Origin of the sequence: Hymenobacter ginkgonis (genome assembly GCF_009755225.1) — a bacterium.
Taxonomy (GTDB): domain Bacteria; phylum Bacteroidota; class Bacteroidia; order Cytophagales; family Hymenobacteraceae; genus Hymenobacter; species Hymenobacter ginkgonis.
Genome location: NZ_WQKZ01000003.1, coordinates 794943 through 818993, shown reverse-complemented (window position 1 = coordinate 818993; position 24051 = coordinate 794943). Strand labels below are relative to the sequence as shown.

The 24051-nt window shown below is 61.7% G+C and carries 17 protein-coding genes; 4 read left to right on the top strand and 13 right to left on the bottom strand.

Annotated elements, in window-relative coordinates; all coding sequences use genetic code 11:
* Positions 1-40: 40 nt before the first annotated feature.
* From GO988_RS14800 to GO988_RS14785, 4 genes are all read left to right on the top strand, one after another.
* Positions 41-1414 (top strand): sugar porter family MFS transporter, encoded by a 1374-nt coding sequence (locus tag GO988_RS14800; protein WP_157566778.1) that lies wholly within the window; start codon positions 41-43, stop codon positions 1412-1414.
* A 169-nt stretch (positions 1415-1583) separates the two neighbouring features.
* The gene (locus GO988_RS14795; protein WP_157566776.1) at positions 1584-4940 is read left to right on the top strand and encodes a DUF5107 domain-containing protein; all 3357 of its coding nucleotides are present in this window, start codon (positions 1584-1586) and stop codon (positions 4938-4940) included.
* A 17-nt stretch (positions 4941-4957) separates the two neighbouring features.
* Positions 4958-7435, top strand: a complete 2478-nt coding sequence (locus tag GO988_RS14790; RefSeq protein WP_157566774.1) for a beta-galactosidase — start codon at positions 4958-4960, stop codon at positions 7433-7435.
* Positions 7436-7459: 24 nt separating this feature from the next.
* Positions 7460-10360, top strand: a complete 2901-nt coding sequence (locus GO988_RS14785) for an exo-beta-1,4-galactosidase (protein WP_198172774.1) — start codon at positions 7460-7462, stop codon at positions 10358-10360.
* A 293-nt stretch (positions 10361-10653) separates the two neighbouring features.
* Here GO988_RS14785 and GO988_RS14780 read toward each other — a convergent pair whose 3' ends face one another.
* The 13 genes from GO988_RS14780 to GO988_RS14720 form a co-directional block, all read right to left on the bottom strand.
* Positions 10654-11895 carry a serine hydrolase domain-containing protein gene (locus GO988_RS14780; RefSeq protein ID WP_157566771.1) on the bottom strand — a complete coding sequence of 414 codons (1242 nt, stop codon included), beginning with the start codon at positions 11893-11895 and terminating at the stop codon, positions 10654-10656.
* Positions 11896-12733: 838 nt separating this feature from the next.
* Positions 12734-13138, bottom strand: coding sequence for a tautomerase family protein (locus GO988_RS14775; protein WP_157566769.1), 405 nt, complete (start codon positions 13136-13138; stop codon positions 12734-12736).
* 75 nt (positions 13139-13213) lie between these two features.
* Positions 13214-13801 carry a Crp/Fnr family transcriptional regulator gene (locus GO988_RS14770; protein ID WP_157566767.1) on the bottom strand — a complete coding sequence of 196 codons (588 nt, stop codon included), beginning with the start codon at positions 13799-13801 and terminating at the stop codon, positions 13214-13216.
* Between the two features lie 57 nt (positions 13802-13858).
* Positions 13859-14638: an alpha/beta hydrolase gene (locus tag GO988_RS14765; protein WP_157566766.1), complete on the bottom strand. Its 780-nt coding sequence runs from the start codon at positions 14636-14638 to the stop codon at positions 13859-13861.
* A 75-nt stretch (positions 14639-14713) separates the two neighbouring features.
* Positions 14714-15295 (bottom strand): DUF308 domain-containing protein, encoded by a 582-nt coding sequence (locus GO988_RS14760; RefSeq protein ID WP_157566764.1) that lies wholly within the window; start codon positions 15293-15295, stop codon positions 14714-14716.
* 177 nt (positions 15296-15472) lie between these two features.
* Positions 15473-16276, bottom strand: a complete 804-nt coding sequence (locus GO988_RS14755; RefSeq protein ID WP_157566762.1) for a LytR/AlgR family response regulator transcription factor — start codon at positions 16274-16276, stop codon at positions 15473-15475.
* Positions 16273-17388, bottom strand: a complete 1116-nt coding sequence (locus tag GO988_RS14750; RefSeq protein ID WP_157566760.1) for a sensor histidine kinase — start codon at positions 17386-17388, stop codon at positions 16273-16275. Before GO988_RS14750 ends, GO988_RS14755 begins: the two co-directional genes overlap by 4 nt.
* A 150-nt stretch (positions 17389-17538) precedes the next feature.
* Positions 17539-18231: an alpha/beta fold hydrolase gene (locus GO988_RS14745; RefSeq protein ID WP_157566757.1), complete on the bottom strand. Its 693-nt coding sequence runs from the start codon at positions 18229-18231 to the stop codon at positions 17539-17541.
* A gap of 243 nt (positions 18232-18474) precedes the next feature.
* Positions 18475-18948 (bottom strand): Crp/Fnr family transcriptional regulator, encoded by a 474-nt coding sequence (locus GO988_RS14740; RefSeq protein ID WP_157566755.1) that lies wholly within the window; start codon positions 18946-18948, stop codon positions 18475-18477.
* Between the two features lie 226 nt (positions 18949-19174).
* Entirely contained in the window at positions 19175-19912 is a 738-nt protein-coding gene (locus tag GO988_RS14735) for an SDR family oxidoreductase (protein ID WP_157566753.1), read from the bottom strand.
* Positions 19913-20003: 91 nt separating this feature from the next.
* Entirely contained in the window at positions 20004-21257 is a 1254-nt protein-coding gene (gene fabF, locus GO988_RS14730; RefSeq protein ID WP_157566751.1) for a beta-ketoacyl-ACP synthase II, read from the bottom strand.
* Positions 21258-21293: 36 nt separating this feature from the next.
* Positions 21294-22856: a DHA2 family efflux MFS transporter permease subunit gene (locus tag GO988_RS14725; protein ID WP_157566749.1), complete on the bottom strand. Its 1563-nt coding sequence runs from the start codon at positions 22854-22856 to the stop codon at positions 21294-21296.
* A 475-nt stretch (positions 22857-23331) separates the two neighbouring features.
* On the bottom strand, positions 23332-23919 hold the full coding sequence (locus tag GO988_RS14720) for a TetR/AcrR family transcriptional regulator (protein WP_198172772.1): 588 nt from the start codon (positions 23917-23919) through the stop codon (positions 23332-23334).
* Positions 23920-24051 lie beyond the last annotated feature (132 nt).

Genomic DNA, 24051 nt, shown 5'->3' with positions numbered 1-24051 from the left:
TCCACCTTTGTGCTGCTTCGCTCTACTGTTCCCACCCGCTATGCCCTACGTTCTTCCCGCCCCGCCGGCCCCAGGTACCAGTGCCGTCAATACGCCCTACGTGGTGGGCATTGCCTTCATTGCAGCGCTGGGCGGCTATCTGTTCGGCTTCGACTTTGCGGTGATTTCGGGGGCGCTGCCGTTTTTGCGGCGCGAGTTTGCGCTCGATGCCTGGTGGGAAGGCTTTCTCACGGGCTCCCTAGCGCTGGGCTGCATGGCCGGGTGCTTGGTGGCGGGCCAGCTGGCCGACCGCTATGGGCGGCGGCCGGGACTGCTGCTGGCGGCGGGCATCTTCGCCGGGTCGTCGCTGGCGATGGCCTTTGCGCCGGGCCTAGCGCTGTTTGTAGTGGCGCGCTTTGCGGCTGGTATTGGCGTGGGCATGGCGTCGATGCTGAGTCCGCTTTACATCGCTGAGGTGTCGCCGGCTGCCGTGCGGGGGCGCAATGTGGCCATCAACCAGCTCACCGTGGTAGTAGGTATTCTGGTGACGAATCTGGTGAATTACCTGCTAGCTGACCAAGGCCCCGATGCCTGGCGCTGGATGTTTGGGCTGGGCGCAGTGCCGGCAATACTGTTCTTGGTGGGCGTGCTGTGGCTGCCCGAAAGCCCCCGCTGGCTGGCCCAGGCGGGCCAGGTACCACGGGCCGAAGCCGTGCTGCATAAAATCGGCAACCCCGCCTTTGTGGAAGCCACGCTGGCTGAATTGGCCACGCGGGCAAGCAGTGGCGAACCCAAGGCCCGGTTTCGTGATGTGCTGAGCGCCGACGTGCGGCCGGCCGTGGTGGTGGGGGTAGTACTGGCTGTATTCCAGCAGTTTTGCGGCATCAATGTGGTGTTCAACTACACAAGTACCATCTTCGCAGCAGTGGGCGCTGACTTGAACCGCCAGCTGCTCGAAACCATTGGTATTGGCGTGGTAAATCTGGCTTTCACACTGGTAGCTATGTTCTTAGTCGATAGATTGGGGCGGCGGCCATTGCTGCTGTTTGGGGCGCTGGGACTGACGGTGAGCTACCTAGCGCTGGCTTTTTTGCTGCAAACGCACGCCGCACCTGGGCTGGTGTCGGGGGTGGTGCTGGCGGCCATTAGCACTTATGGGCTGTCGCTGGCCCCGGTGACGTGGGTGGTGATTTCCGAGATTTTCCCGACCCGCATCCGGGGCGTGGCCTCGTCGGTGGCGACGGTGGCGCTGTGGGGTGCCTATTTCATGCTGGTATTCACCTTTCCCATTATGGTTCAGGCTATTGGCACTTACGGGCCGTTCTATCTGTACGCGGGTATTTGCCTGGCGGGCTTCTTCTTCGTGCGAGCCAAGGTGAAGGAAACCAAAGGCCAGACGCTGGAGCAGCTAGAAGGCACCTTCGCCCGGCATTGAGGACAAACCGCCCAGTCATGCAGAGCGTAGCGAAGCATCTCGCGTGGGGTAGTAATTCTCAATCGATTGAGTTAGTTGAAGCACGCGAGATGCTTCGCTGCGCTCTGCATGACCGAGTAGTTTTCTGCATGGCCAGATAGTTTCAGATATAGATAAAAAACTCATACTTATGCCCACTTCCGAAGTCTACATCTGGCAGGAAACCGTACTCATTCCCACCTATGGCATCGGTGAGCCCGACCGCAACCCGATGTTTTTCGAGAATCGGGTGTATCAGGGCAGCAGCGGCGCGGTGTACCCGCATCCCATCGTCGATAAGATTTACGATACTAAGACCGACCAGCCCTACGTGGGGCTGTTTTTGGAGAATGAATACCTGAAAATCATGATTTTGCCCGAGCTGGGCGGGCGCGTGCAGCTGGCCTACGACAAGCTGGCAAAGCGCCATTTTGTGTATCACAACCAAGTGATTAAACCCGCGCTGGTGGGCCTCACGGGGCCGTGGATTTCGGGCGGCATCGAATTCAACTGGCCCCAGCACCACCGGCCCAGTACGTTTGCGCCCATCGACTACCGACTCGAAGAGCACCCTGACGGCAGCAAAACCGTGTGGGTGAATGAGGTAGAGCGCATGTTCCATACCAAGGGGCTGGCCGGCTTTACGCTGTATCCCGGCCGCGCCTACCTCGAAATCAAGGCCCAGCTTTACAACCGCACACCGCTGCCCCAGACGTTTTTATGGTGGGCCAACCCCGCCGTGCGCGTCAACGACGACTATCAGTCAGTGTTTCCGCCCGATGTCAACGCCGTATTCGACCACGGCAAGCGCGACGTGTCGGCGTTTCCCATTGCCACGGGCACTTATTATAAGGTCGACTACGCGCCAGGCACCGACATTTCGCGCTACCGAAATATCCCGGTGCCAACCTCCTACATGGCCATCAACTCGGCCTATGACTTTGTAGGCGGCTACGAGCACGACACCCAGGCCGGCCTGCTACACGTGGCCGACCACCACGTATCGCCCGGCAAGAAGCAGTGGACCTGGGGCCACGGTGATTTTGGCCGCGCCTGGGACCGCAATCTCACCGACGAAGACGGTCCCTACATCGAACTGATGACGGGCTTGTTCACGGACAATCAGCCGGATTTCAGCTGGCTGATGCCCTACGAGGAAAAGACGTTCACGCAATATTTCCTGCCTTACCGAGCGCTGGGCGTGGTCAAAAACGCCACCCAGGACGTACTGCTGAATGTAGAATTAACTGCTAACGAAGCCGTAGTACAGGTGTTCGCCACGTCGGCGCAGCCCGACTGCCGGGTGTTGCTGCTGGTAGCCGGTCAACTAGTCCTCAACGAAACTCAGGACTTGGCACCTGAGCGCCCTTATGCCCGGCGCTTGCCTATGCCGCCCGGCACGACGGAGTCCGACCTGCACATGCGCGTGCTCGGCGCGGCTGGCACCGAACTGCTGCACTACGCCCCCGCCACCAACCGCCAGGCCGCCCTGCCCGAAGCCGCCCGCCCCGCCCTACCCCCCACCGAGGTAACCAGCAACGAGCAACTTTTCCTCACCGGCCAGCACCTGGAACAGTACCGCCACGCCACCTACAGCCCCGTGTCGTACTACGAGGAAGCCCTGCGCCGCGACCCCTCCGACGCCCGTTGTAACAATGCTCTCGGCCTGTGGCTGTTGCGCCGGGGTCAGTTTGCTCAAAGCGAGGTGTATTTTCGGCAGGCGGTGGCCACGCTCACCCAACGCAACCCCAACCCCTACGACGGCGAGGCCTATTATAATCTGGGCCTCAGCCTGAAATACCAAAACCGGCCGGACGAGGCCTACGAGGCGTTTTTCAAAGCCACCTGGAGCAGCGCCTGGCAAGACGGCGCCTACTTCGCAGTAGCACAGCTCGACCTTGCGCGGGGCCATTACGCGCGGGCCCTGACACACCTGGGCTGGTCCCTAGACCGCAACGCCCGCAACGGCCGTGCCTATGTGCTGCAAGCGGTAGCTCTGCGCAAACTCGACCAGCCTGACAAAGCCCTGCAAACGTGCATCGTAGCACTCGAACGCGATGGGTTCAACCTGGGTGCGTTGGCTGAGCAGTCGGCTAGCTACGAAGCCCTCGGCCAGCCCGTAGAAGCCGCCCACAGTTTGGCCCAGCTGCACGAGTTGGCCCGCGCTGAAGCCCATAACTACCTCGAATATGCTCTCGATTACGCCGCTGCCGGCCGCTACAGCGAGGCCATCAAACTGCTCTATTCGGCCCTACCCCTGGCTGCGCCCGACCTGCTGCTGCGCTACCATCTGGCTCATTTTCACCATTTGGCTGGCAACGAAGCAGCAGCGCTGTCGCACTTGCAAGCCGCGGCCGATACGCCCGCCAGCCTATATTTCCCCAACCGGCTCGAAGACCCGGCGGCGCTGCAATGGGCTACCGCTACCCTCCCCGCTGATGCCCAGGCCCCCTACTTACTCGGCAATTTGTGGTATGATAAGCGGCAGTACGCCGAGGCCATTACGGCTTGGGAAGAGGCCGGGGCTCGCCAGCCCACTTTCGCCACGGTGTGGCGCAACCTGGGCCTGGCGTATTTCAACAAGCGCCATGACCCATCGCAAGCATTGGCCTTCCTTGAGCGGGCTTTTGCCTTGAATCCAGGAGACGCTCGGGTATTTATGGAACTCGACCAGTTGCGCAAGCGCCTCAATCACAGCCCACAGGCGCGGTTAGCGCATTTCAAAGCCCACCCCGTATTGGTTGAGTTTCGGGATGATTTGGCATTGGAGCGAGCGGCGCTCCACAACCTGCTGAACCAGCCGGCGCGGGCTTGCGAACTGCTATTGGCGCGGCAGTTTCACCCCTGGGAAGGCGGCGAGGGCAAGGTGGCTGGCCAGTACCTGCACAGCCTGGTCGAGCTAGCTAAAACCGACCTGCGCGCCGGGCACTACGCGGCAGCAGTAGCTTGGCTCACGCAGGCGCTGGCCCCTTCCTACCCACCCAATCTGGGCGAAGGCAAATTACCTGGCGCTCAGGAAAACGACACCCATTATTGGCTCGGCTGTGCCTACCAGGGCTTGGGCGAGCTTACGCTGGCCCGCCAAGCCTGGCAGCAGGCCGCTGCTGGCAGCGCCGCACCCGCCGCCGCGCTGTTCTACAACGACCAGCAGCCCGACAAGATATTCTACCAAGGCCTGGCCTTGCGCCAACTGGGCCAGCACGACGCGGCTCAAACCCGATTTGAACAGCTGCTGGCCTACAGTCAAGAGCACCAGCACGACACCGTGCAGCTGGACTATTTTGCCGTGTCGCTGCCCGATTTGCTGATTTTCGACGACGACCTCAGCCGCCGCAACGCCATCCACTGCCAGTACCTGATGGGCTTAGGCCACTCCGGCTTGGGCCAGCCCACTGCTGCCGAAGCCGCTTTCCACGAAGTACTGCGGCAGGATGCCGCCCACCTTGGGGCTCACACGCACTTGGCGCTGCTCGAAACGCTGGCAGCTGATGCGCCTGCTGTCGGATAGCGGCCGGCCTTCTCTTTATGAAAACCTGGTTCATCAACTTTCTTTTCCTGCTCGTAGTCGACGCGGCCAGGCCGGCTCAGGCCCAAACCGGACCGCTGATGGTAGATGCCACCGCGCCCACCCCGCCTCCCGAAACCGGCTACCTGCGCCTGGGCACGAGCACCGCGCCCGGCGGCCACACCTTGGGCGTGAACAGCCAGTACCTCACCCGCGACGGCCAGCCCTGGCTGCCGGTTATGGGCGAGTTTCACTTCGCCCGTTTCCCGCGGGCACGCTGGGAGGCGCAGCTGCTCAAAATGAAGGCCGGCGGCGTGCAAATCGTGGCTACCTACCTGTTCTGGATTTTTCACGAGGAAGAAAAGGGCAAATTCGACTTCAGCGGCGACCGGGATTTTCGCTATTTTCTCCAGCTCTGCGCCCGGCACAACTTGCTGGTGCTGGCCCGCATCGGCCCCTGGAACCACGCCGAGCTGCGCAACGGCGGCTTCCCTGATTGGGTAGTAAAAGAGCTGCCGGCCAGCGCCTTGCGCAGCAACGACCCCGCTTACCTGGCCGCCGTGCGCCCCTACTGGCATCAGCTGCGCGCCCAAACCCGCGGCCTGCTCTGGAAAGACGGCGGCCCCATCATCGGCATTCAGCTCGAAAACGAGTACAACCGCGGCAAAACCGGCCAGGGCGCAATCCACATTGCCGAGCTGAAGAAAATGGCCCTGGCCGAGGGCTTCGACGTGCCGCTTTACACCGTAACCGGCTGGCAGGGCGCCCGCTACCCCGAGCAGGAAGTGCTGCCCGTGTTCGGCGGCTATCCCGACGAGCCCTGGGGCCGCGGCCCGTCCAAAATGCCGCCGGTGGAAGTGTATAATTTCCGGTTCAAAAGCCGCGAGGGTGGCAACCTGGGCATCCAGGGCGGCGAAACTGCCGTGCGCAACAACCCCGCCCAACTGGCGCACTATCCCTTTTTAGGAGCTGAATTCGGGGGCGGAGTTCCGGTGATGTACCGCCGCCGGCCCCTGCTCGCGCCGGCCGACGTGGCATCTATGCTGCCGGTTCAGTTGGGTTCGGGCGTGAATCTGTATGGCTACTACATGTTTCACGGCGGCCGTAACCCGCGCGGCCGGCGGTCGTGGCTGCAAGAGTCGAGCCGCACCGGCAGCTACAACGACCTGCCGCGCATCGGCTATGATTTTCAGGCCCCGTTGGGCGAAACCGGGGCCGAGAGCCCGCTTTTCAGCCAGCTCAAGCTGGTGCATTATTTCCTCAACGATTTTGGCGCGCTGCTGGCTTCCATGGCCCCGCACGCCCCCGCGCAGCAGCCCGCCAACGCTGCCGACCTCATGGTGCCGCGCTGGGCGGTGCGCACCCGGGGCCAACGCGGCTTTCTGTTTTTCAACAACTACGTACGCAACTACCCAACGCCAATGTGGCCGGGCGTGCAGTTCACGGTGCAGCTGCCGGGCGAAACGCTCACGTTTCCGCAGCAGCCCATCACCGTGCCGGCCGGCAGCTACTTCATCTGGCCCTTCAACCTCGACCTGGGCGGGGCGCAGTTGAAATACGCCACCGCGCAGCTGTTCACCAAGTTGCAGGTTGGCAATGAGCCCTACTATGTATTCTTTGCCCAGCCCGGCATTCCGGCCGAGCTGGTGTTTGATGCCGTCAGTGTGCAGGAAGTTAGCGCAGCCAGCGGGCCGGTAGCCGCCGTGGATGGGCAGTTCCGGGTGGCCGGCATCGTGCCTGGCCCTGGCGTGGCGCTTACGGTGCAGCCGCGCACCGGGCCGGCCGTGCGCATACTGGTTTTGACCGAGGAGCAGGCCCGCCACACCTGGAAAGCGCCGTTGGCCGGGGCCGAGCGGCTGGTGCACACGCCCCAGGAAATCTATTTCGACCACAGCCAGATACAGCTGCAAAGCGAAGGAGAGCCGGCCTTTGCACTCGGCATTTTCCCGGCCTTACCCACCACTCCCAGCGGCAGCCTGCCGCTGCAAAAAGGCAGCCTGGAAGGCGTGTTTCAAACCTACGCAGCCACTGCGCCAGCCCGCACCATCGGGGCCACGGCGCAGATTGAGCAGCCAGGCGGCCCGGTGCCGCCCATCCGCCAGGGCGGGCCGGCCAAAGGTGCCGTAGAGCCCAGCGATACCGCCTACCAGCAGGCAGCAAGCTGGCGCATTGCGCTGACTAATGCTAATCTAAATAACCTGGATGACGTCATTTTACGCTTCACCTACGCCGGCGATGCCATCCGACTGGCGGCAGGTACTACCCTGCTCACCGACGACTTTTACAACGGTGCGCCCTGGCGGGTAAGCTACCGCAACATTGCCCCCGACCTCAAGCAGCGCTCCTTGCGACTGAGCATTTTGCCGCTACGCCAGGACGCCCCCATCTACCTCGAAGACGGCCGGCGGCCCAGCTTCCCGGCCAGCGGGCAAGTGAGCGAGCTGCGGCAGGTCGAGGCCATTCCGCGCTACCGGCTGGTGGTCACAACCAAGCCTTAACTGTTTAACTCTTAAAGAATAACCGTGCGCTCTTTTATTGTTTTTTGCGTGGCGCTGCTGGGGCTGCTTGGCGGCCGGCCGGGCCAGCTGAGGGCGGCCGAAATACTGCCGTTGGCCGGCGAGTGGCGCTTTCGGGCTGATGCCCAGGATGCCGGCGTAGCGGAACGCTGGTTTGCTACCCCTCTGCCCGAAACTGTACGCCTGCCCGGCTCGATGGCCGAAAACGGCAAGGGCGACCCCATTTCGCTGCGCACGAAGTGGACGGCTACCATCTACGACAGCTCGTGGTTTTTCAACCCGCGCATGGCCAAGTACCGCCAGCCCGACAACTTCAAAATCCCGTTCTGGCTCACGCCCGCCACCTACTACGTAGGCGCGGCCTGGTACCAGAAAACCGTCGAGATTCCGACGGCCTGGCGCGGCCGTCGGCTGGTGCTATTCCTGGAGCGCGCCCACTACCAGACCCGCGTCTGGGTTGATAATACGGAAATCGGCCAGCAAACTTCGCTGGTAGCTCCGCACGAATACGACCTCACGGCGGCCCTCACGCCCGGCGCGCACACGCTCACGGTGCGGGTCGATAACCGCCTCACAGTGCTCAACGTCGGGCCCGATTCGCACAGCGTGTCCGACCACATTCAGGGCAATTGGAACGGGATGATTGGCCGGCTGGAACTGCGGGCCGGGCCAACCGTTTTTTTGCAAAGTGTGCAGGTGTACCCCAATGTGGCCCACCGCACGGCCTTGATTAGGCTACTGATAAAAAACAGTTTGCTCAAAACCGTCAGCGGTACGGTACAGCTAGCAGCACAGGCGTTCAACACCGCCACCCCGCACCAAGTGGCGCCGGCCAGTATCAGTTTCAGCGCCAAACCGGGCGAAACGGCCGTGGAAATGACATTAACTATGGGCGAGGCGGCGCAGCTCTGGGACGAGTTTCACCCCGCGCTTTATCAGCTCACGGCCACGCTGCAACCCAAGAAAGGTTTGGCCGATGAGCAGCGCACCAGCTTTGGCCTGCGCGAAATCAACGTTCAGGGCAACCGGCTGCTAGTGAACGGCCGGCCGGTGTTTCTGCGCGGCGACTTGCACAACGGCGAGTTTCCGCTGACCGGCTACCCGGCTACTGATGTGCCCAGCTGGCTGCGCGTGCTGGGTGTTATGAAAGACCACGGCTTCAACCATGTGCGCTTTCATTCGTGGTGCCCGCCCGAGGCAGCTTTTGCGGCGGCCGACCAGTTGGGTTTTTACCTCCAGCCCGAGGGGCCGAGCTGGCCCAACCACGGCACCTCGCTCGGCGACGGCCGGCCCATCGACCAGTTTATCTACGACGAAACCACCCGCATGGCCGCCGCCTACGGTAACCACGCTTCTTACTGCCTGCTGGCCGCCGGCAACGAGCCCGCCGGCCGCAATCAAGCCAAGTACTTGGCCGACTTCGTGAAGTTCTGGCAGGCCCGCGATAGCCGCCGCCTCTACACCGGTGCCTCGGTGGCCATGAGCTGGCCGCTGGTGCCTGAAAATGAGTACATGATAAAATCGGGCGCGCGCGGCCTGCCTTGGGTTAAAGAGCAGCCCAACAGCACCTTCGATTACCGCGCTGCCATTGAGAAATTTACCATGCCCTACATCACCCACGAAATGGGCCAATGGTGTGTATTCCCCGATTTCAAGGAAATCAGCCAGTACACCGGCGTGTACAAGGCACGCAACCTGGAGCTGTTTCAGCAAGACCTCGCCGGCCGGGGTATGGCCGACCAGGCCGAGGCATTCCTGCAAGCATCGGGCAAGCTGCAAGCGCTGTGCTACAAAAGCGAGATTGAAGCCACGCTGCGCACGCCCGGTCTGGCGGGATTTCAGCTGCTGGGCTTGCAGGATTTTCCGGGCCAGGGCACGGCGCTGGTGGGCGTGCTGAATCCGTTTTTTCGGAAGAAAGGCTACATCACGGCGGCGCAGTACCGGCGCTTCTGCCAGCCCACAGTGCCGCTGGCGCGGCTGCCCAAGTTCGTGTTTACTAACAATGAAACCTTTGAGGCTACCGCCGAGCTGGCGCACTACGGAGCGCAAAATATGCCCGCCACCGCCCTGGCCTGGTCCATCAAAAATGGTACGCAGATAATGGCACAGGGCAACTTTGCCCCGGTGGCCGTGCCCACTGGCACCAACACGCCGCTGGGCACCGTGCGCCTGCCGCTGGCTAGCATCACTGCCGCCACCAAGCTCACGCTAGAAATCATCCTGCCCGGCACCGATGTGGCCAATGACTGGAGCTTCTGGGTGTACCCGGCCCAGCTGCCGGCCCTGCCCAAAAGCGACGTGTACGTGTGCACCCGCCTCGATGCGCGGGCGCAGCAGGTGCTGGCGCGGGGCGGCCGGGTGCTGCTGAATGCGGCCGGCACCGTGGTGAAAGGCAAGGAAGTGGCCATGAATTTCACGCCCGTGTTCTGGAATACGTCGTGGTTCAAGATGCGCCCGCCACACGTCACGGGCTTCGTGGTGAACCCCGCCCACCCGGCCCTGGCCGACTTTCCCACCGATGCGCACAGCGACTTGCAGTGGTGGGAAATCGTGAATCAGGCCCAGGTGATGCACCTAGAGGATTTTCCGCCCGGCTTCCGGCCCATCGTGCAGCCCATCGACACCTGGTTTCTAAACCGCCGCTTGGCCTTGGTGCTCGAAGCCCGCGTAGGTCCCGGCCGCCTGCTAGTCACCAGCGCCAACCTCGCGCCCACCGCCGACGCCCAGCGCCCCGCCGCCCGGCAGCTCTACTACAGCCTGCTGCGCTATGCTCAATCAGCTAATTTTCAGCCCGCTGCCACCGTGGAGCTGGCCGTGGTGAAGGACTTGTTTGAAACGCCCTCGCGCGAGCAGTTCAGCACCTTCACCAAGAACAGCCCCGACGAGTTGAAGCCCCAACGCAAATGAGCAAAGCATCAGGCGCATGGTCAACATTGCGTCGATAACGGAGCGCTGGTCCTTGGTTGTTAGGTAGTAGTGCTAGGGTAGCAAAATAGTTGTAGTCAGCGGCTTTTCTCAGCAACTCAGTGGTCGCCTCGGCTATCTAGCCCAAAGCCGAGGCGACCACTTCGGATGCTATGTACTGACTGGTATCGCCGGAGTGGACCTCGTGGTGTTCTTACTGTTCATGTTCTAAACTCGTGACCAGTCTGTAAGTGAAGTGGGCGGCCCGCGCCAAGTGACTTAGGGCGGCGCAGGCATCAGGAAACTACCCGGTGTTGATACCGGACCAGCGTATCCCAGATTTTGAATATGGTGGTCCCGCCGGCCCGGGCCGCCAGGTTGGTATTGAGCAGCAACACGCGGCTTATGCCGGATTTGAGGTCAAAAAATAGCAGCGTCACTACGCCCGGGTCGCCGCCGGTGTGGCCGACGTAGCTGGTGTAGCCGAAAGCCATGAAGATGCCCACGTTGTACGACTCGTTGTAGGGGTTGCACTCGTTGCGGCTTTCAAAGTTTTTCGCTGTTAGCTCGGGCCGAAATAGCTCGCGGTAGCTGGCCGGCGTCAGCACGGTGCCCTGTCCGTAGTAGCCGCGCAGCAGCTCGTGCAGGTACGTGCCCAGGTCGGCCACCGACGAGATGAAGTTGCCATCGGGGTAGGTAGTCAGCCCGTAGTAGGGTAAGGGCACGGTGGGCGACTGGTAGAGGCGAGAGTAGCGCGAAAAATCAATTTCGCCAAAGCTCCAACCCGAATCGCGCAGGTGCTGCGGCTTAGTGATGTAACGGGCAGTAAAGCGTGGAAACGGCTGGCCACAGGCGCGTTCGATGATGTAGGCCGCCAAAGCAGTGGCCATGTTGGAGTACTCATACAGCTCGCCCGGCCGGCGGTTCAGAAACCCCTTTGGCTGGTACCACTTGCCCTGCGGCGTGAGCACGTTTTGCAGAAACACGGGCAGCGCTACTGCCGAATCGGCGGGAACAAACGTCTGCTCGTCCTCGAATGCCAGCGGCAGAACTGTTAGATTCTGGCCGGGCTTCAGGTAGTAGTTTTTGCTCAGGTAAAAATCGTTGTCGCGGATGCTAGACGTGTGGGTAGCCAGCTGCTGGATGGTAGTGGGCACCTCCGAAAAATTCGGATTCACTACCCGGAAAGGCAGGTACTTATTGACGGGGTCGTCGAGTTGCAACTTGCCCAGCTCCTGGGCTTTGAGAAGGGCTAGGCCCACCACTGTTTTAGAAACCGAACCGATATTTTGCACCGTGTGGATGCTATACACCTTGCCGGCTTGCACATCGACCAGGCCAAAGCCGTGCTGGTAGAGCACGCCCTGCCGGCTCACGATGGCCACCCCAAACCCGTTGAAATAACCCTGGCCACGCAGGGTTCCCAGCTCGGCCGTCAGCGAATCCTGCGCGGCTCGGTATTGCGCCGGCTGGGCCACCGCCGGCGTAGCCCAGCCGCCAACCAGGGCCAAGAAACCAGCAAAAAGGAGCTGATTCATGCGCCAAAGAAAACAGCTTGGCGCCCGCACCACCTCGCTCTTGCGCCGCTGCCACCCTAGCAGGATACTTGGAAATTGGAAATCAGCACAATGCCAATAACTAGCCGGCCGGGGAGGTCGTGCAGCACTACCCCAGAGTTGGCCGGCATACGGAGGCTATCGTAATAGATTATCCCCCATCATTTAATGCCCGCCGTGGCCGTCGAATCGATGGGGGCACGTTGTGGCTTCCCGCAGCTTGCTCAACAGCTTAACCAACTAATCAGACGTTTCTAGAAAACCCTTAACAGTCTCATGTGCCTGTTCCTTTTAGCTCCCGATTTGCGCAAGCTGCGATGACTATCCTTTCCGGTGCACGCGCCTATTTCCCAGGTGATAATTTGGTCGATTGCTGGCAGATGTAGGTTACGCAGCTTGCGGCCTTGTTTTTAAACCCGCTTCCGGCCACCAGAATTGCGTTAGCCGAAGACAACCTCCATTAGCGTTTCACTTCGGCAACTACAACAGCTTCTTCTGGGTAACATAGCTAAGCTTTCTCTTTACTATAACAGCTACTCAAAAGCAGTACCAGCCAGCCCCGTATAGTCGAGTATCTTCTCTGCTTCCTCTTGCGCCTGGGTTCATATTCCCTGCCAAAGCTTTCTCCCTGGAGTACCGCGCCAATTTGGGCCCCGCTATACAAATACAGCGACCGACTGGGCCACCTGCAGGCAGCAGGCGCTGACCTAAGTAGAGGGACTCATTTTCTGACCTTTCCTTCACCTTACCACTGTTGCTGTAGCTAACCAGCCAATTGCTACCCAATCCGCTCCGGAAATAATACCTGCACTCCCTCTTTTTATGCCGAGAGCTTCGCTTGAATGTAGCGAAATTCCTGCGTCAGGCCACCGAAGCCGTAGGCCTCGGCCCGCACATCGTGCACGTAGATGTAGCTTTCGGGGTGCAGGTCGCCCAGCAACTCGCCCATGCGGGCAAATACTTCTTGTTGATAGTGCGCTTTTTCGTCTTTGGTGTTGGTGCCATCGACTATCTTGATATCCAGGAAAAAGCTGGCTTTGCCATGTTCGGCCAAGCTCCTACCCCCGACTATCCAGTGTTCCGGCGCCACATAGTCCACCGCGACGGACGTGAGATCTGCCTTTTTATGCAGAATACGGGCGGTTATCTCGACGAGCGTCGCCGCAACTTGGTGGGAGAGTTCCGGCGTGGGGTGGGCGCTGAGTTTGACTTGCAAAATAGGCATGAGGCCAAGGGATTAAGGGGTGAAAAATAACTCCCCAAAGGTCTTGGCCCGGGGGGCCCAATGCCTTGATGTACATCAAGAAAAAGCGGCGCTAGGCGTCGGCCGAGCACGTAAGCGGCTCAAGGTTTCGGGCTGGATGCCTAGGTACGAGGCGATGTGATACTGCGGCACGTGTTGTTCCAGGGTGGGGTATTGCTGGAGTAAGGCGTGGTAACGCTGGTCGGCGGCGTGGCGCAGAAACGAACTTTCGCGGCGGCATTTTTTGATGAATTCGGTTTCCATCAAGCCCTTACTGAAATACAGCCAAGCGCCGTGCCGCGCGTAAAGGGTTTGCAGAAAGTCCTGCGAGAAAACGACTAGTTCGCAGGGTTTCAGGGCCTGTACCGTCCACACCGAGGGCACCTGGGTAATGAAGCTGGTGAAGGCACTCACAAAGGAGCCCGGCAGAAAAAAGTCATTGGTGACCTCCCGCTCGGTGGTAGTCAGGAACGAGCGCAAGACCCCGGTTTCCACGAAGGCCAGGTGCCGGCACACCTGCCCGGGCACCACAAAGGCCTCGTGCTTGTTTAGATGCAATCGGCGCAGGTGCGGCGCGGCAAACGCCCATTCTGCTTCGGGCAACTTGACGGTCTGGCGCAGGTGCTGCTGCAGGGCTTCGAACATAACGTTAACTACGTAAGGACCTAGGAGGAAAGAAGGGTACTCCCCACGTTGTTTGTCTCATTTGCCGGCCTGCTGCGCCGCCTGCTCAATCAGGGCCGCTACTTCTTTGGCGTGGGAGATATAAACCGAGTGGCTAGCCCCCGCAATCTCGATGGTGTGGCTGTGGGCGCGGGCGGCGTACATGCGTTCCAGGTCGGGGTTAATCATGCGGTCGGCCCCGGCCACCAGGTACCAGCTAGGCTTGGTTTTCCAGGCGGGCACGCTGATGGGGGCTGCCGCGGCAACCGCGGCGACTGGCATCTGGGCGTGGGCCATAAAGGCCGCCTGCGCAGGCGGCAGGTCGGCGGCGAAGTCGGCGGCAAAGTGCGCCGGGTCGATAAAGAGAAAGCCATCCGGGGTGGCGGCCACGGCTTTGGTGGCGCCGGGCAGCTTGTTCTTGTTGGAGGTGGTGCTCTCGCCCGCGTCCGGCGCGTGGGCCGCAATGTAGACCAGCCCGGCCACCTGGGCATCGGTACCAGCTTCGGTAATTACGGCCCCGCCGTAGCTGTGCCCCACCAAGATAACGGGCCCCGTTTGCCGGGCCAGTACGCGCTTAACGGCGGCCACGTCCTCAGCCTGCGAGGTCAGCGGCTCCTGCACCAGGTTCACGGAGTAGCCGTCTTTGACGAGGATGTCATATACCCCTTTCCAGCCTGAGCCGTCGGCATAGGCCCCGTGCACTAGCACGATGTTACGGATGCTAGTGGGCGCGGTTTGGGCCTGGGCAGTGGGGGAACCGGCTACGAGTGGCAGGCCAGCGGTTAGGATGGAGGCGGCGATTCGAGAGAGCGGGAACATGAGGTTTCGTATGGTAAGAAATTAGTACTTGCTAAACAGCTAGATAGGCGGGAGAGAACGTCGGCCTACCAGCAGCTAGGCAACTGAGTCCGATGAAGTAGCCAGCGCCGAGGAACGCAACCGCCAGGCCGCGAGCAGGAAATAGAAGCCCCCAAACGCGGCATACCGCCATAAGGTGTTGAGACCCATTTCTGGTGAATGGGCGTGCGCAATGAACAAGCAGCCGGCAACGGCCGATTGCGCGCCACTCAGCATCATCGGCCACTGGCCGCCCACGCCGCGGTGCCGCCGCCAGGCCAGCACAAGCTGAATCAACCCGGTCAAAATAGCCCATACGCCGAAGACGAGGAGCACTGCCGCCGTGCTCTGTTGCAGGGCCACGGCCACGGCTACCGTGGTAACCAAGCCAATGACGATGTTGAGGTAGCGCGACCCATTGGCGGCCAGGCTACTGCGGCGGCTGGCCCGCAGGTCGGCAAAGGTGGCTACCACATCCCAGGTAGGATACAGCAGCAGGAGCAAGGGCGTCAGGGCCGGAAGTTTGGCGGCCAGCAAGCCGGCCCAAACGAAGGCAAAAGCGGCGCGCACGAAATACAGGAGGCGTAAGTCCCGGACCGTATTGGCCGGCTGCGAGAAGGTGGCGGTGGAGGGTGCCATGTGATTTGAGAGGAAGTTTAGACTGCGTGAGATTGGCGGAGCACTCGCTCCGTCACCAGATAGCCGGAGGGCTACCTGCTTGACAATCAAACTTACGGGCGGCTTTGAGCCGCTGCTAGGGCCTCGCGGCCAGGTGGCCTTATCCGGCCCTGAGTTGGCCTTTTTGGCCGCCGGCAGCTAGGCGAAGCGCTTCAAAAACTGCTGGATGGCCGCGTTGTAGCTGCGCGACGAGCTGACGTGCTGCCCGTTGGCCATGCGAAACAGGTACTCGCCGTGGGCCCACGCCTTGAACTCCACAATGTGGCCGGTATTGATGACGAACGAGCGGTGGATGCGCAGGAAGTGGGCCGGGTCGAGCCGCTCGGCCAGCTGCCCCAGCGCGGCGCGCACCAGGTGCGCCGCCCGGGCCGTGTGCAGCAGCACGCCGCTGCTCGTGGCTTCAAGGTAACACACGTCGGCCGCGGGCACGAAAAACTGCCGCTCGGGCTGCTTCACCACAAACCGGTCTTGGTACTCGACCGGGGGGGTAGGGCTGGTGCCGGCCGGCAACGGCCAGGCGCGTAGTAGGGCAGCCAGGTCGGCCCCCGCGGCCTGGCTGTGGCGCTGGGCCGCCTGCTGCTGCACCCGGCGCACGCACTCGGCAAACCGGTCGGGGTCGAGCGGCTTGAGCAGATAATCGACCGCGTGCAGCGCGAAGGCGGCCACGGCGTACTGGTCGTAGGCCGTCACGAACACTACCAACGGCAGCGGCTGACCCGCGTCGCGCAGGCGTTGCAGCACCTGCACCCCGTCGAGGTCGGGCATTTGTACGTCCAGAAAGACCACGTCGTACGTCCCGGTTTGCAGGGCGGCTAGCGCTTCGAGGCCATTTTGGCACTCGCCCGCGATGGTCATTTCCGGGAAGTCGGCCAGCAACTCCCGCACTAGGCCACGGGCCAGCGGCTCATCATCTACCAATAGGGTGCGCAGGCTCGTGCTCATGCAGGTAGGGAGTTTGGATTGGCGGGCACTGCGGCCTGGAAGGGCAGCGACAATTGGAGGCAGTAGCCCTGGCCGGGCGCGGTTTCCACAGTCACAGCGTAGTCGGCGCCGTAGCGGGTGGCTAGGCGACTTTCGAGGTTGCGCAAGCCGATGCCTCGCACGGCAGTATCGGTGGTGCCCCGCCCATTGTCTTGCACCTGCACAATGAGCCGGTCGGCCTGCTGCCGGGCGCTGATGGCCAGCTCCCCTACCCCCGCCTGCGGGGCCAGGCCGTGGCGCACGGCGTTTTCCACTACTGGCTGCAAGAGCAGGGCGGGCAGCAGCGCAGCTTCTGTGCCGGGCGCGATGTGGTAGGCCACAGTCAAGCGGTCGGGAAAGCGGGTTTGCTCGATTTCGAGGTACAGGCGGGTCAGGTGCAGCTCCTGGGCGAGCGTCACCTCCTGCGTATCGCTGCCCTCCAGCACCAGGCGCAAAAACTGGCTGAGCTGGGCCAGCATGCGCCGGGCTGCCTTCACATCGGTGCCCATCAGGGCCGAAACGGCGTTCAGGGAATTGAACAGAAAGTGCGGCTGGAGCTGCATTTTTAGCGCCTGCAGCTGCGCCTGCACCAGTTGCGTTTCCAGTTGCGCCGCCTGCACTTGGCCCTGGCGAAACCGCTCACGGTACTGCACGGCGTAGGCAACGCAGAGCAGCATCCAATAAACAGGCACCCAATTATTGGCATTTAGAATGACCGTAGGCAGCGAGAAGGCCCCCGGCTGGGCCCCAAAAACGGTCATTAGCCCGGCGTAAACCAGACGAAAAACCAGTGCGAGCCCATAGCTTGCAGCGGCGTGCACCAGCAGGTGGGGCAGGCGGTGGCGGCGCTCGGTCAGGTCGAAGCGCGTGGCCAGCGCAAAGACCAGCGGCGTGAGCAGGCCCCAAAGCAGGCCGTGTAGCAGCCGCCCGCCTAAGGTTTCGCCCCAATGGGTGGGCGTGCCCACAGAGAGGTTCTGCCCGAACATCAGCAGCACCATAAACCCGCTGAACAGCAGCCAGGCCAGCGCAATGACCGGCCCCGTCACCAGCGCGGGTTTATTCTGATTCGATGACGTGGCCCCTGCGCTGCGCATGGGGCCAAAGGTAGTGCGCGCCCCCAAGCGCGCTACCAGGCTCCCCACCTAAGCGGCCTTTTTAGGCAGTCAAACGGCCTTTTGCCCCTGGCCGAGGCAGCGAAGGGGCCTAATCAGGGGCAAACTGATTGCGTTCTTGGGCCGGTCGCTTTAGGCCCGCAGCCAGTCTACCAAGGCCTGATTCACGGCCGCGGGCTGCTCTAGCGTGGTACTGTGCCCGCACTCGGGGACGACCACCAGGCGGGCCCCCGCAATAGCGGCGGCTAGTTCTTCGGCTTGGTCAGGCGGGGTCACGGCATCGTCGGCCCCCACCACGACCAGCGTGGGTACCGTAATGGCGGCCAAGTCCGGCCGGCTGTCGGGGCGGCCGATGACGGCGGCCAGCTCCCGCGCCAGGCCAGCCAGGCCCACCGCCTGGCCCATGCGTTCGTGGATGGCCCGCAACGCGGCATCCTGTTGGTGCGCCGGGTGCAGCACCGCCGTTAGGCCCCGCGCCGCAACGGCCGCAAAGTCGCCTTGCCGGGCCTGTTCTAGCAGCGCGTGCCGCTGAGCTACCTGCTGTGGGGCATCGGGGCGGGCCGAGGTGTCGAGCAGCGCCAGCTTGCTTACGCGCTCCGGGGCTTGGCGCATGATTTCGAAGCATATATAGCCCCCCATTGAGAGGCCAGCCAACGCAAAACGCGGGGGCGCGGTAGCAAGAATGGCGGCCGCGATTTCCGCCATCGTTTCGCCTTCCAAGGTGGAGGCAACCGTAATGGAGCCATACGGCCACAAAGCGGCTACTTGAGGGGCAAAGAGTTCGGCCGTGCAGAGCAGGCCCGGAACGAGGACCAGAGGAGTCATCGTAAAAGAGAAAAGTCAAGGAATGACGCAGAATGGTTGGCCCACACCAGGCGCCAACGGGATAGGCAGGTAGGCTGCCCTACCCGCTCACAAAGCACGCTTCTTCATCGACCCAAAATCTTAAGCTAGCTTAAGAAATGCGCCCTATCCCTGCCGGGTGCGCAGCGCACTCAAAAACTCGGGCGTCATGCCCAGGTAGGAAGCGATGTACTTCTGGGCGACCCGCTGACGTAGCCGCGGGTACTAGCGGCAAAAGCGGGCGTAGCGCTCGGCGGCGGGCCAGTGCAGCAAGGCTAGGCGCTGCCGCTGCTCCAGCAGAAAGGCGTTCTGAAACAATAACCGAAAAAAGCGCTCGAAGGCCGGGATACGGGCGCACAGCTGCTCCAGGCGCTCCATACTTAGGTGCAGCACATCGGTCGCTTCCAGCGCTTGCAGGGTGAGCGTAGCCGGGCTACCCGCCACCGCGCTGGCCGCGTCGCCATACCACCAGCCTTCCCAGGCAAAGCTGAGTACGGTTTCCTTGCCCTGGCCATCGGTGGCATACGTGCGCACGCAGCCCCGCGTAATAAAGGTGAGCGAGCGGGTAGGCTGCCCGGCCTGCAGCACGTAGCCGAAGCGGGGAACGTGGGCGGGCACGAGCAGGCTCGTCACGTACGCTTGTTCATCAGGGGTCAGGGTCAGGTACCGGGCCACGTTAGCCAGCAGGGTAGTATCCATAGCTCGGTAACCAAGCAGGAATGGCAAGGTTAGTTAACTGACCAGGCAACTTCCGACATCCCTAGCGTTAGATCCAGGCCGCTATGACGCTTTAAGTGATGTGAAGCCAAGTGTGCCGCCAAATGCTGGGCATAGGCGGGCCGTGGCAGCCACTAGGATCTTCACTGCGGCCAGGTACTGCGGGCTGCACCGCCAGTACGATTACGCTGGGCGTGTCCATCGTGGCTTATTGATTAAGCATCGCGAAGGCCTCGGCCGGCGAGGCGCGGTGGTAGTCGTAGAACTGCGCCGTCTGGCCGACTAGGATTTCGTTGGTATCCTGCTCAAGGCCCGCCAGCAGCTCGGTAGCCACCTGCTGGGGCGGAATCCCGTTCGCGCCCCCAATTTCCTGCGTCAGCTCGGTGTCCACCAGCGGCGGCATCAGCTCAAACACCCGGATGGCCGTGGTTTTGGCCAGCGAGTGGCGCAGAGCCTGGGTGTAAGAGTGCAGAGCCGCCTTACTGGCCGAGTAGGTCGGTATTTTAACCTGCGGAGCAAAGGCCACGATAGAGCTAACGTTCACGATAGCCGCCTCGGGCTGCTGGCCGAGCATCGGCAGTAGCAACTCCGTGAGGCGCACAATGGCTAGGTAGTTGGTGGTCATTTCTGCCTCCGCAATGGCAAAGGCATTGGCGTTGGCCCCTAGCTGGTAGGCCGAGCCTTGGCCCGCGTTGTTAATCAACACGCTGAGGTCGCCGAACTCTGTTTGCACCCGGTCTACCAGGCGCGTGACATCGGCGGCGTTGGTGATATCGCAGGCAATGGCCGTGGCATTGGGCACCTGCGCGGCGGCCCGGTCCAGCTTGGCCTGGTTGCGGCCCGTCAGGATAAGGCGGTTGCCGTGCTCGCTCAGGAGTTGGGCAATGGCCAGGCCAATGCCGGAGCCACCACCAGTAATGAGGATGGTTTTATGGGAAATGTTCATGGGAGTTGGTTTGGGTAAATGGGTAAAAATTTCCCCAGGCAAAACGCTTAGGGCTAACTAATAATGGGTTAATGAGGCATGTGGCTATTTGCTAGCCCTCGTACTTGCGCATAATCAGCGTAGCCGTGTGGCCGCCGAAGCCGAAGGAATTGCTCATGGCGTAGGTCACGGGCCGGTACACGGGCTGGCCCAGCGCCAGCGGAAAGCGGCCTACAAAGTCCGGGTCCAGCGTGGTCGTGTTGATGATAGGCGGAATGACATCGTGCTGCACGGCATGCACGCAGGCAATGGCCTCGATGGCCCCGGCCGCCCCCAGCAGGTGCCCGGTCATGCTCTTGGTCGCGCTCACGTGCAAGCTGGGTGCCGGCCCAAATACCCGCCCGATAGCCTTGGCCTCGCTGGCATCGCCCAGGCCGGTGGAGGTGGCGTGCGCGTTGAGGTAATCGATTTGGGCGGCGTGCAGGCCAGCATCGTCCAAGGCAGCCTGCATGCTGAGGTAAGCGCCCTCGCCCTGAGGGTGCGTGCCGATGAGGTGGTAGGCATCGGCCGCCATGCCGCCGCCCACTATTTCGGCCAAGATGGGCGCGCCGCGCCGCCGGGCGTGTTCATATTCCTCCAAAATCAGGGCCCCGGCCCCCTCGCCCACCACGAAGCCGTCGCGGGCCACGTCGAAGGGGCGCGAGGCCGTGGCGTAGTCGTCGTTGCGGGTCGAAAGGGCCCGCGAAGCGTTGTAGCTGCCGATGCCCGTCGCGTTCACGGTCGCCTCCGAGCCACCGGCAATCAGCACATCGGCCTGGCCCCAGCGCAGGTGGTTGAAGGCGGCAATGAGCGCCGTAGTGGACGTAGCGCAGGCCGACACGGTGGCGTAGTTCAGCCCCCGCAGCCCATGCTTGATGGAAATGAGCCCGGCCGCAATATCAATGATTATTTTGGAGGTAAAAAACGGGTTGAAGCGCGGCGTGCCATCGCCAGTGGCAAACTCGGAAATCTGCTCCTGCAAGGTTTGCAGGCCGCCCACGCCCGAGCCCCACACCACGCCGATGCGGTTGCGGTTCAGCTGGTCGAAGTCGAGCTGCGCGTGCCGGATGGCTTCTTCGGCCGCCACCAGCCCGTACTGCGTAAAGGCGTCGTACTTGCGGGCTTCGGCGCGGTCGAGGAAAGCGAGCGGGTCAAAGTTTTTGACCTCGCAGGCGAAGCGGGTTTTGAACTTAGCGGCGTTGAAGCGGGTAATGGGGCCGACCCCGTTCACCCCCGCCATCAGGGCACGGCCGAAGCTAGCGGCGTCGTTGCCGATAGGCGTGAGCGCCCCCACGCCCGTGATGACCACTCGTTTTAAGTCAGGCATAAACACGTGATTTAGAGAAATAAAAGCGCGACTAGCTCAGTGGTCAGAGAGGCTGACGGTGACCGGGGCCGCGCCTGGTTTGCGCCGGGCCACGAGCAGCAGCAAGGGCATGGCCGCCAGAAAGCACCCGCCCACCAGCAGAAAAGCGTCGTTGTAGCTCTGGATACTGGCCTGCTGGTTCACCGTGCTATCGAGCAGCTGGCAAGCCCGTTGCACGGCATTGAGGGGCGCTTGGCCCAGGCGGGCGGCCACCAGCTGCGTGGTAGCGGCCAGGCGTGCAGTCACGTTCAGGTCGGTGGCCGAGAGGTGCGTCACCAGGGCTTGGCGGTGCACGGCAAACTGCGTGGCTAGGTAGGTATTGACCATCGCAATGCCAAAGGAGCCGCCGAGCTGGCGCATCATATTGTTGAGGGCCGCGCCCTGGGCAATATCCTTGAGTGCCAGGCCCGACACGGCCAGCGCCGTGAGCGGCACCGTGAGCAGGGCAATCCCTACCCCCCGCAAAATCAAGGGCAAGTAAAAATCGCCCTTACCCGCCGCGCCCGTCAGCAAGGACATACGCCAGCTGAAGGCGAAAAAAATCAGAAACCCCAGCGTGATAATGACTGGAATCGGCACCCCACCCTGCAAGGCGCGGGCCGTGAGAATGAGCACGAAAATGGCCACCAGCGCCCCTGGCACCAGCAGCAGCCCGGTGTCGAGCACCGGAAAATGCAGCAGCCGCTGAGCAAAAACCGGCGTGAGGTACACCGACGTAAACAAGCCCATACCCGTCACAAAGGTGAGGACCGCCGCCACGGCCAGCGACCGGCTTTTGAGAACCCGCAAATTCACGATAGGAAACTCCGTGGTCAACTCCCACCAGATAAAGCCCACGATGCCAATAACGGCCACCGCGCTTAGCTGCACGATGTAGGTGGTTGCAAACCAATCTTCTTCCTGCCCGCGCTCCAGCACCACTTGCAGGGCCCCTACCCCCATCACGAGGAATAACAGCCCGACCCAATCCATGCGCAAGCTGGCGCGGCTGCTGGTGGCCACCGGCTCGGCCACCAGCCACACCGAGAGCACCGTTACCACGATGCCAATGGGGATATTGACCAGGAATATCCAGTGCCAGCTTGTCACATCCAGGATATAGCCGCCCAGCGTTGGCCCAATGGTTGGCCCCGTGAATACGCCAATGCCAAAGAGCGCCGCCGCAATGCCCCGCTTAGCCGGCGGAAAGGCTTCAAACACAATAGTCTGCGAAGTCGAGAGCAACGCCCCACCGCCCAGCCCTTGTACAAAGCGAAAGGCCACTAGCGTCCAGATATTGCCCGCCGTGCCGCATAGCGCCGAGGCCATCGTGAACAAGATAATGGAGCCGATAAAGTAGCGCCGCCGCCCAAACCGTGCCGCCAAGAAGCTGGTAATCGGGATGATAATGATGTTGGCAATGGCGTAGGAGGTGATGACCCACGACGTGTCGGCCAGCGTCGCGCCTAGGTTGCCGCTCATGTGCGAGAGGGCAACGTTGACGATGCTCGTGTCAATGAGCTCCATCACGGCCGCCGCAATGACGGTGGCGCACAGCAGGAAAAGGCGGAGGGAGCTCATACAGAAAACGTGGGTATACCGAGTGGTATAAGGTGAAATAAAAAGTCGCGCCTCCAGCTTGTGCTATTCCACAGGATTATTGAATACCAAGCAGTTATTCAGTAATTGACCTCGCAGCGACTACGGAATTAGGCCATCCTGGCCCATGCGCCGGGGCAGCAGTTGGGCCCGTATCTAGCAGGCGCGTTACCCAACTTGAATGCTCCGCTACAAACTCCACAGCTGCTGTCGTTGCGAAATCGGCAGCTAGAACATGGTGCCCCGTGCCCGGCAGCGTCCGCTGGACAGCTGCCAGCTTGTCGGCATTGCGGGCTACCAGCGTAAGCCCTACCCCGTCGGCTGCCAACAGCTCAGTCACTGCTAGGCCAACGCTCTCACTGGCCCTGGTTATCAGGCTTCTTTTCATAGTAGATGTCGGCTGAGAGAGCGAAGAGGAAAATCAATTTGACCAATCGGTCAAAAAACAGGCAAAAAATTAATCCAATACCGAAAGCACAATTTTCGTAATCTGCCGCAGCGCCGACAGGTTGCAGTTCGTCCGCGCCTGCACCCGCAGGCCCTGAATGTTAGTAACCAAGTACTGCGCCAGCGCCTGCACTTCTGCTGGCGTTCGCACAGGGATTTCCCCAGCTAGCTGGGCCTCGGTTAGGGTTTGTTGGAAGGCAGTGGTGAGGTTGAGTTGGGAAGTTTCCACGGCCGTGGCCACGGCCGCATCGGAGAGGCTCAGCTCCATGGTGGCATTGGTAAGCAGGCAGCCGCGCTGGCCTTCGGCCGTGGCCAGGGTGCCAGTCAGCAAGTCAAATACTTGGTGGATAATAGCTTTCTTCGAGCCGGGCTGCGCCAATATGGCCAGCAGCCGCTTGCCGATGGTGTTGCGGTAATGCGCCAGCACTTCCATATAGAGCCCGTGCTTGTCGCCGAACGAGTCGTAGAGCGTGCCCCGGTGAATGTCGAGGCCGTCGAGCAGGTCCTGCACCGATGTAGCCTCGTAGCCCTTGGTCCAGAACAGGTCCATGGCACGTTCGAGCATCGTTTCGCGGGGATATTTGGCGGGGCGGGCCATAACGGCGGGTGGTTGAGCGGACAAATATACGCGCATTCTTGACTCATCGTTCAACTATTCTGCAAATTCACACCCCGCTTGCCGATGAGACCGGGCTAGAAAGCAAAAGGTGCTACGAAAGTTGAATCGCTG

Coding starts and splice junctions, on each gene's coding strand:
- GO988_RS14800 (WP_157566778.1), top strand. CDS start 41: ATGCCCTACGTTCTTCCCGCCCCGCCGGCCCCAGGTACCAGTGCCGTC.
- GO988_RS14795 (WP_157566776.1), top strand. CDS start 1,584: ATGCCCACTTCCGAAGTCTACATCTGGCAGGAAACCGTACTCATTCCC.
- GO988_RS14790 (WP_157566774.1), top strand. CDS start 4,958: ATGAAAACCTGGTTCATCAACTTTCTTTTCCTGCTCGTAGTCGACGCG.
- GO988_RS14780 (WP_157566771.1), bottom strand. CDS start 11,895: ATGAATCAGCTCCTTTTTGCTGGTTTCTTGGCCCTGGTTGGCGGCTGG.
- GO988_RS14775 (WP_157566769.1), bottom strand. CDS start 13,138: ATGCCTATTTTGCAAGTCAAACTCAGCGCCCACCCCACGCCGGAACTC.
- GO988_RS14770 (WP_157566767.1), bottom strand. CDS start 13,801: ATGTTCGAAGCCCTGCAGCAGCACCTGCGCCAGACCGTCAAGTTGCCC.
- GO988_RS14765 (WP_157566766.1), bottom strand. CDS start 14,638: ATGTTCCCGCTCTCTCGAATCGCCGCCTCCATCCTAACCGCTGGCCTG.
- GO988_RS14760 (WP_157566764.1), bottom strand. CDS start 15,295: ATGGCACCCTCCACCGCCACCTTCTCGCAGCCGGCCAATACGGTCCGG.
- GO988_RS14755 (WP_157566762.1), bottom strand. CDS start 16,276: ATGAGCACGAGCCTGCGCACCCTATTGGTAGATGATGAGCCGCTGGCC.
- GO988_RS14750 (WP_157566760.1), bottom strand. CDS start 17,388: ATGCGCAGCGCAGGGGCCACGTCATCGAATCAGAATAAACCCGCGCTG.
- GO988_RS14745 (WP_157566757.1), bottom strand. CDS start 18,231: ATGACTCCTCTGGTCCTCGTTCCGGGCCTGCTCTGCACGGCCGAACTC.
- GO988_RS14740 (WP_157566755.1), bottom strand. CDS start 18,948: ATGGATACTACCCTGCTGGCTAACGTGGCCCGGTACCTGACCCTGACC.
- GO988_RS14735 (WP_157566753.1), bottom strand. CDS start 19,912: ATGAACATTTCCCATAAAACCATCCTCATTACTGGTGGTGGCTCCGGC.
- fabF (WP_157566751.1), bottom strand. CDS start 21,257: ATGCCTGACTTAAAACGAGTGGTCATCACGGGCGTGGGGGCGCTCACG.
- GO988_RS14725 (WP_157566749.1), bottom strand. CDS start 22,856: ATGAGCTCCCTCCGCCTTTTCCTGCTGTGCGCCACCGTCATTGCGGCG.
- GO988_RS14720 (WP_198172772.1), bottom strand. CDS start 23,919: ATGGCCCGCCCCGCCAAATATCCCCGCGAAACGATGCTCGAACGTGCC.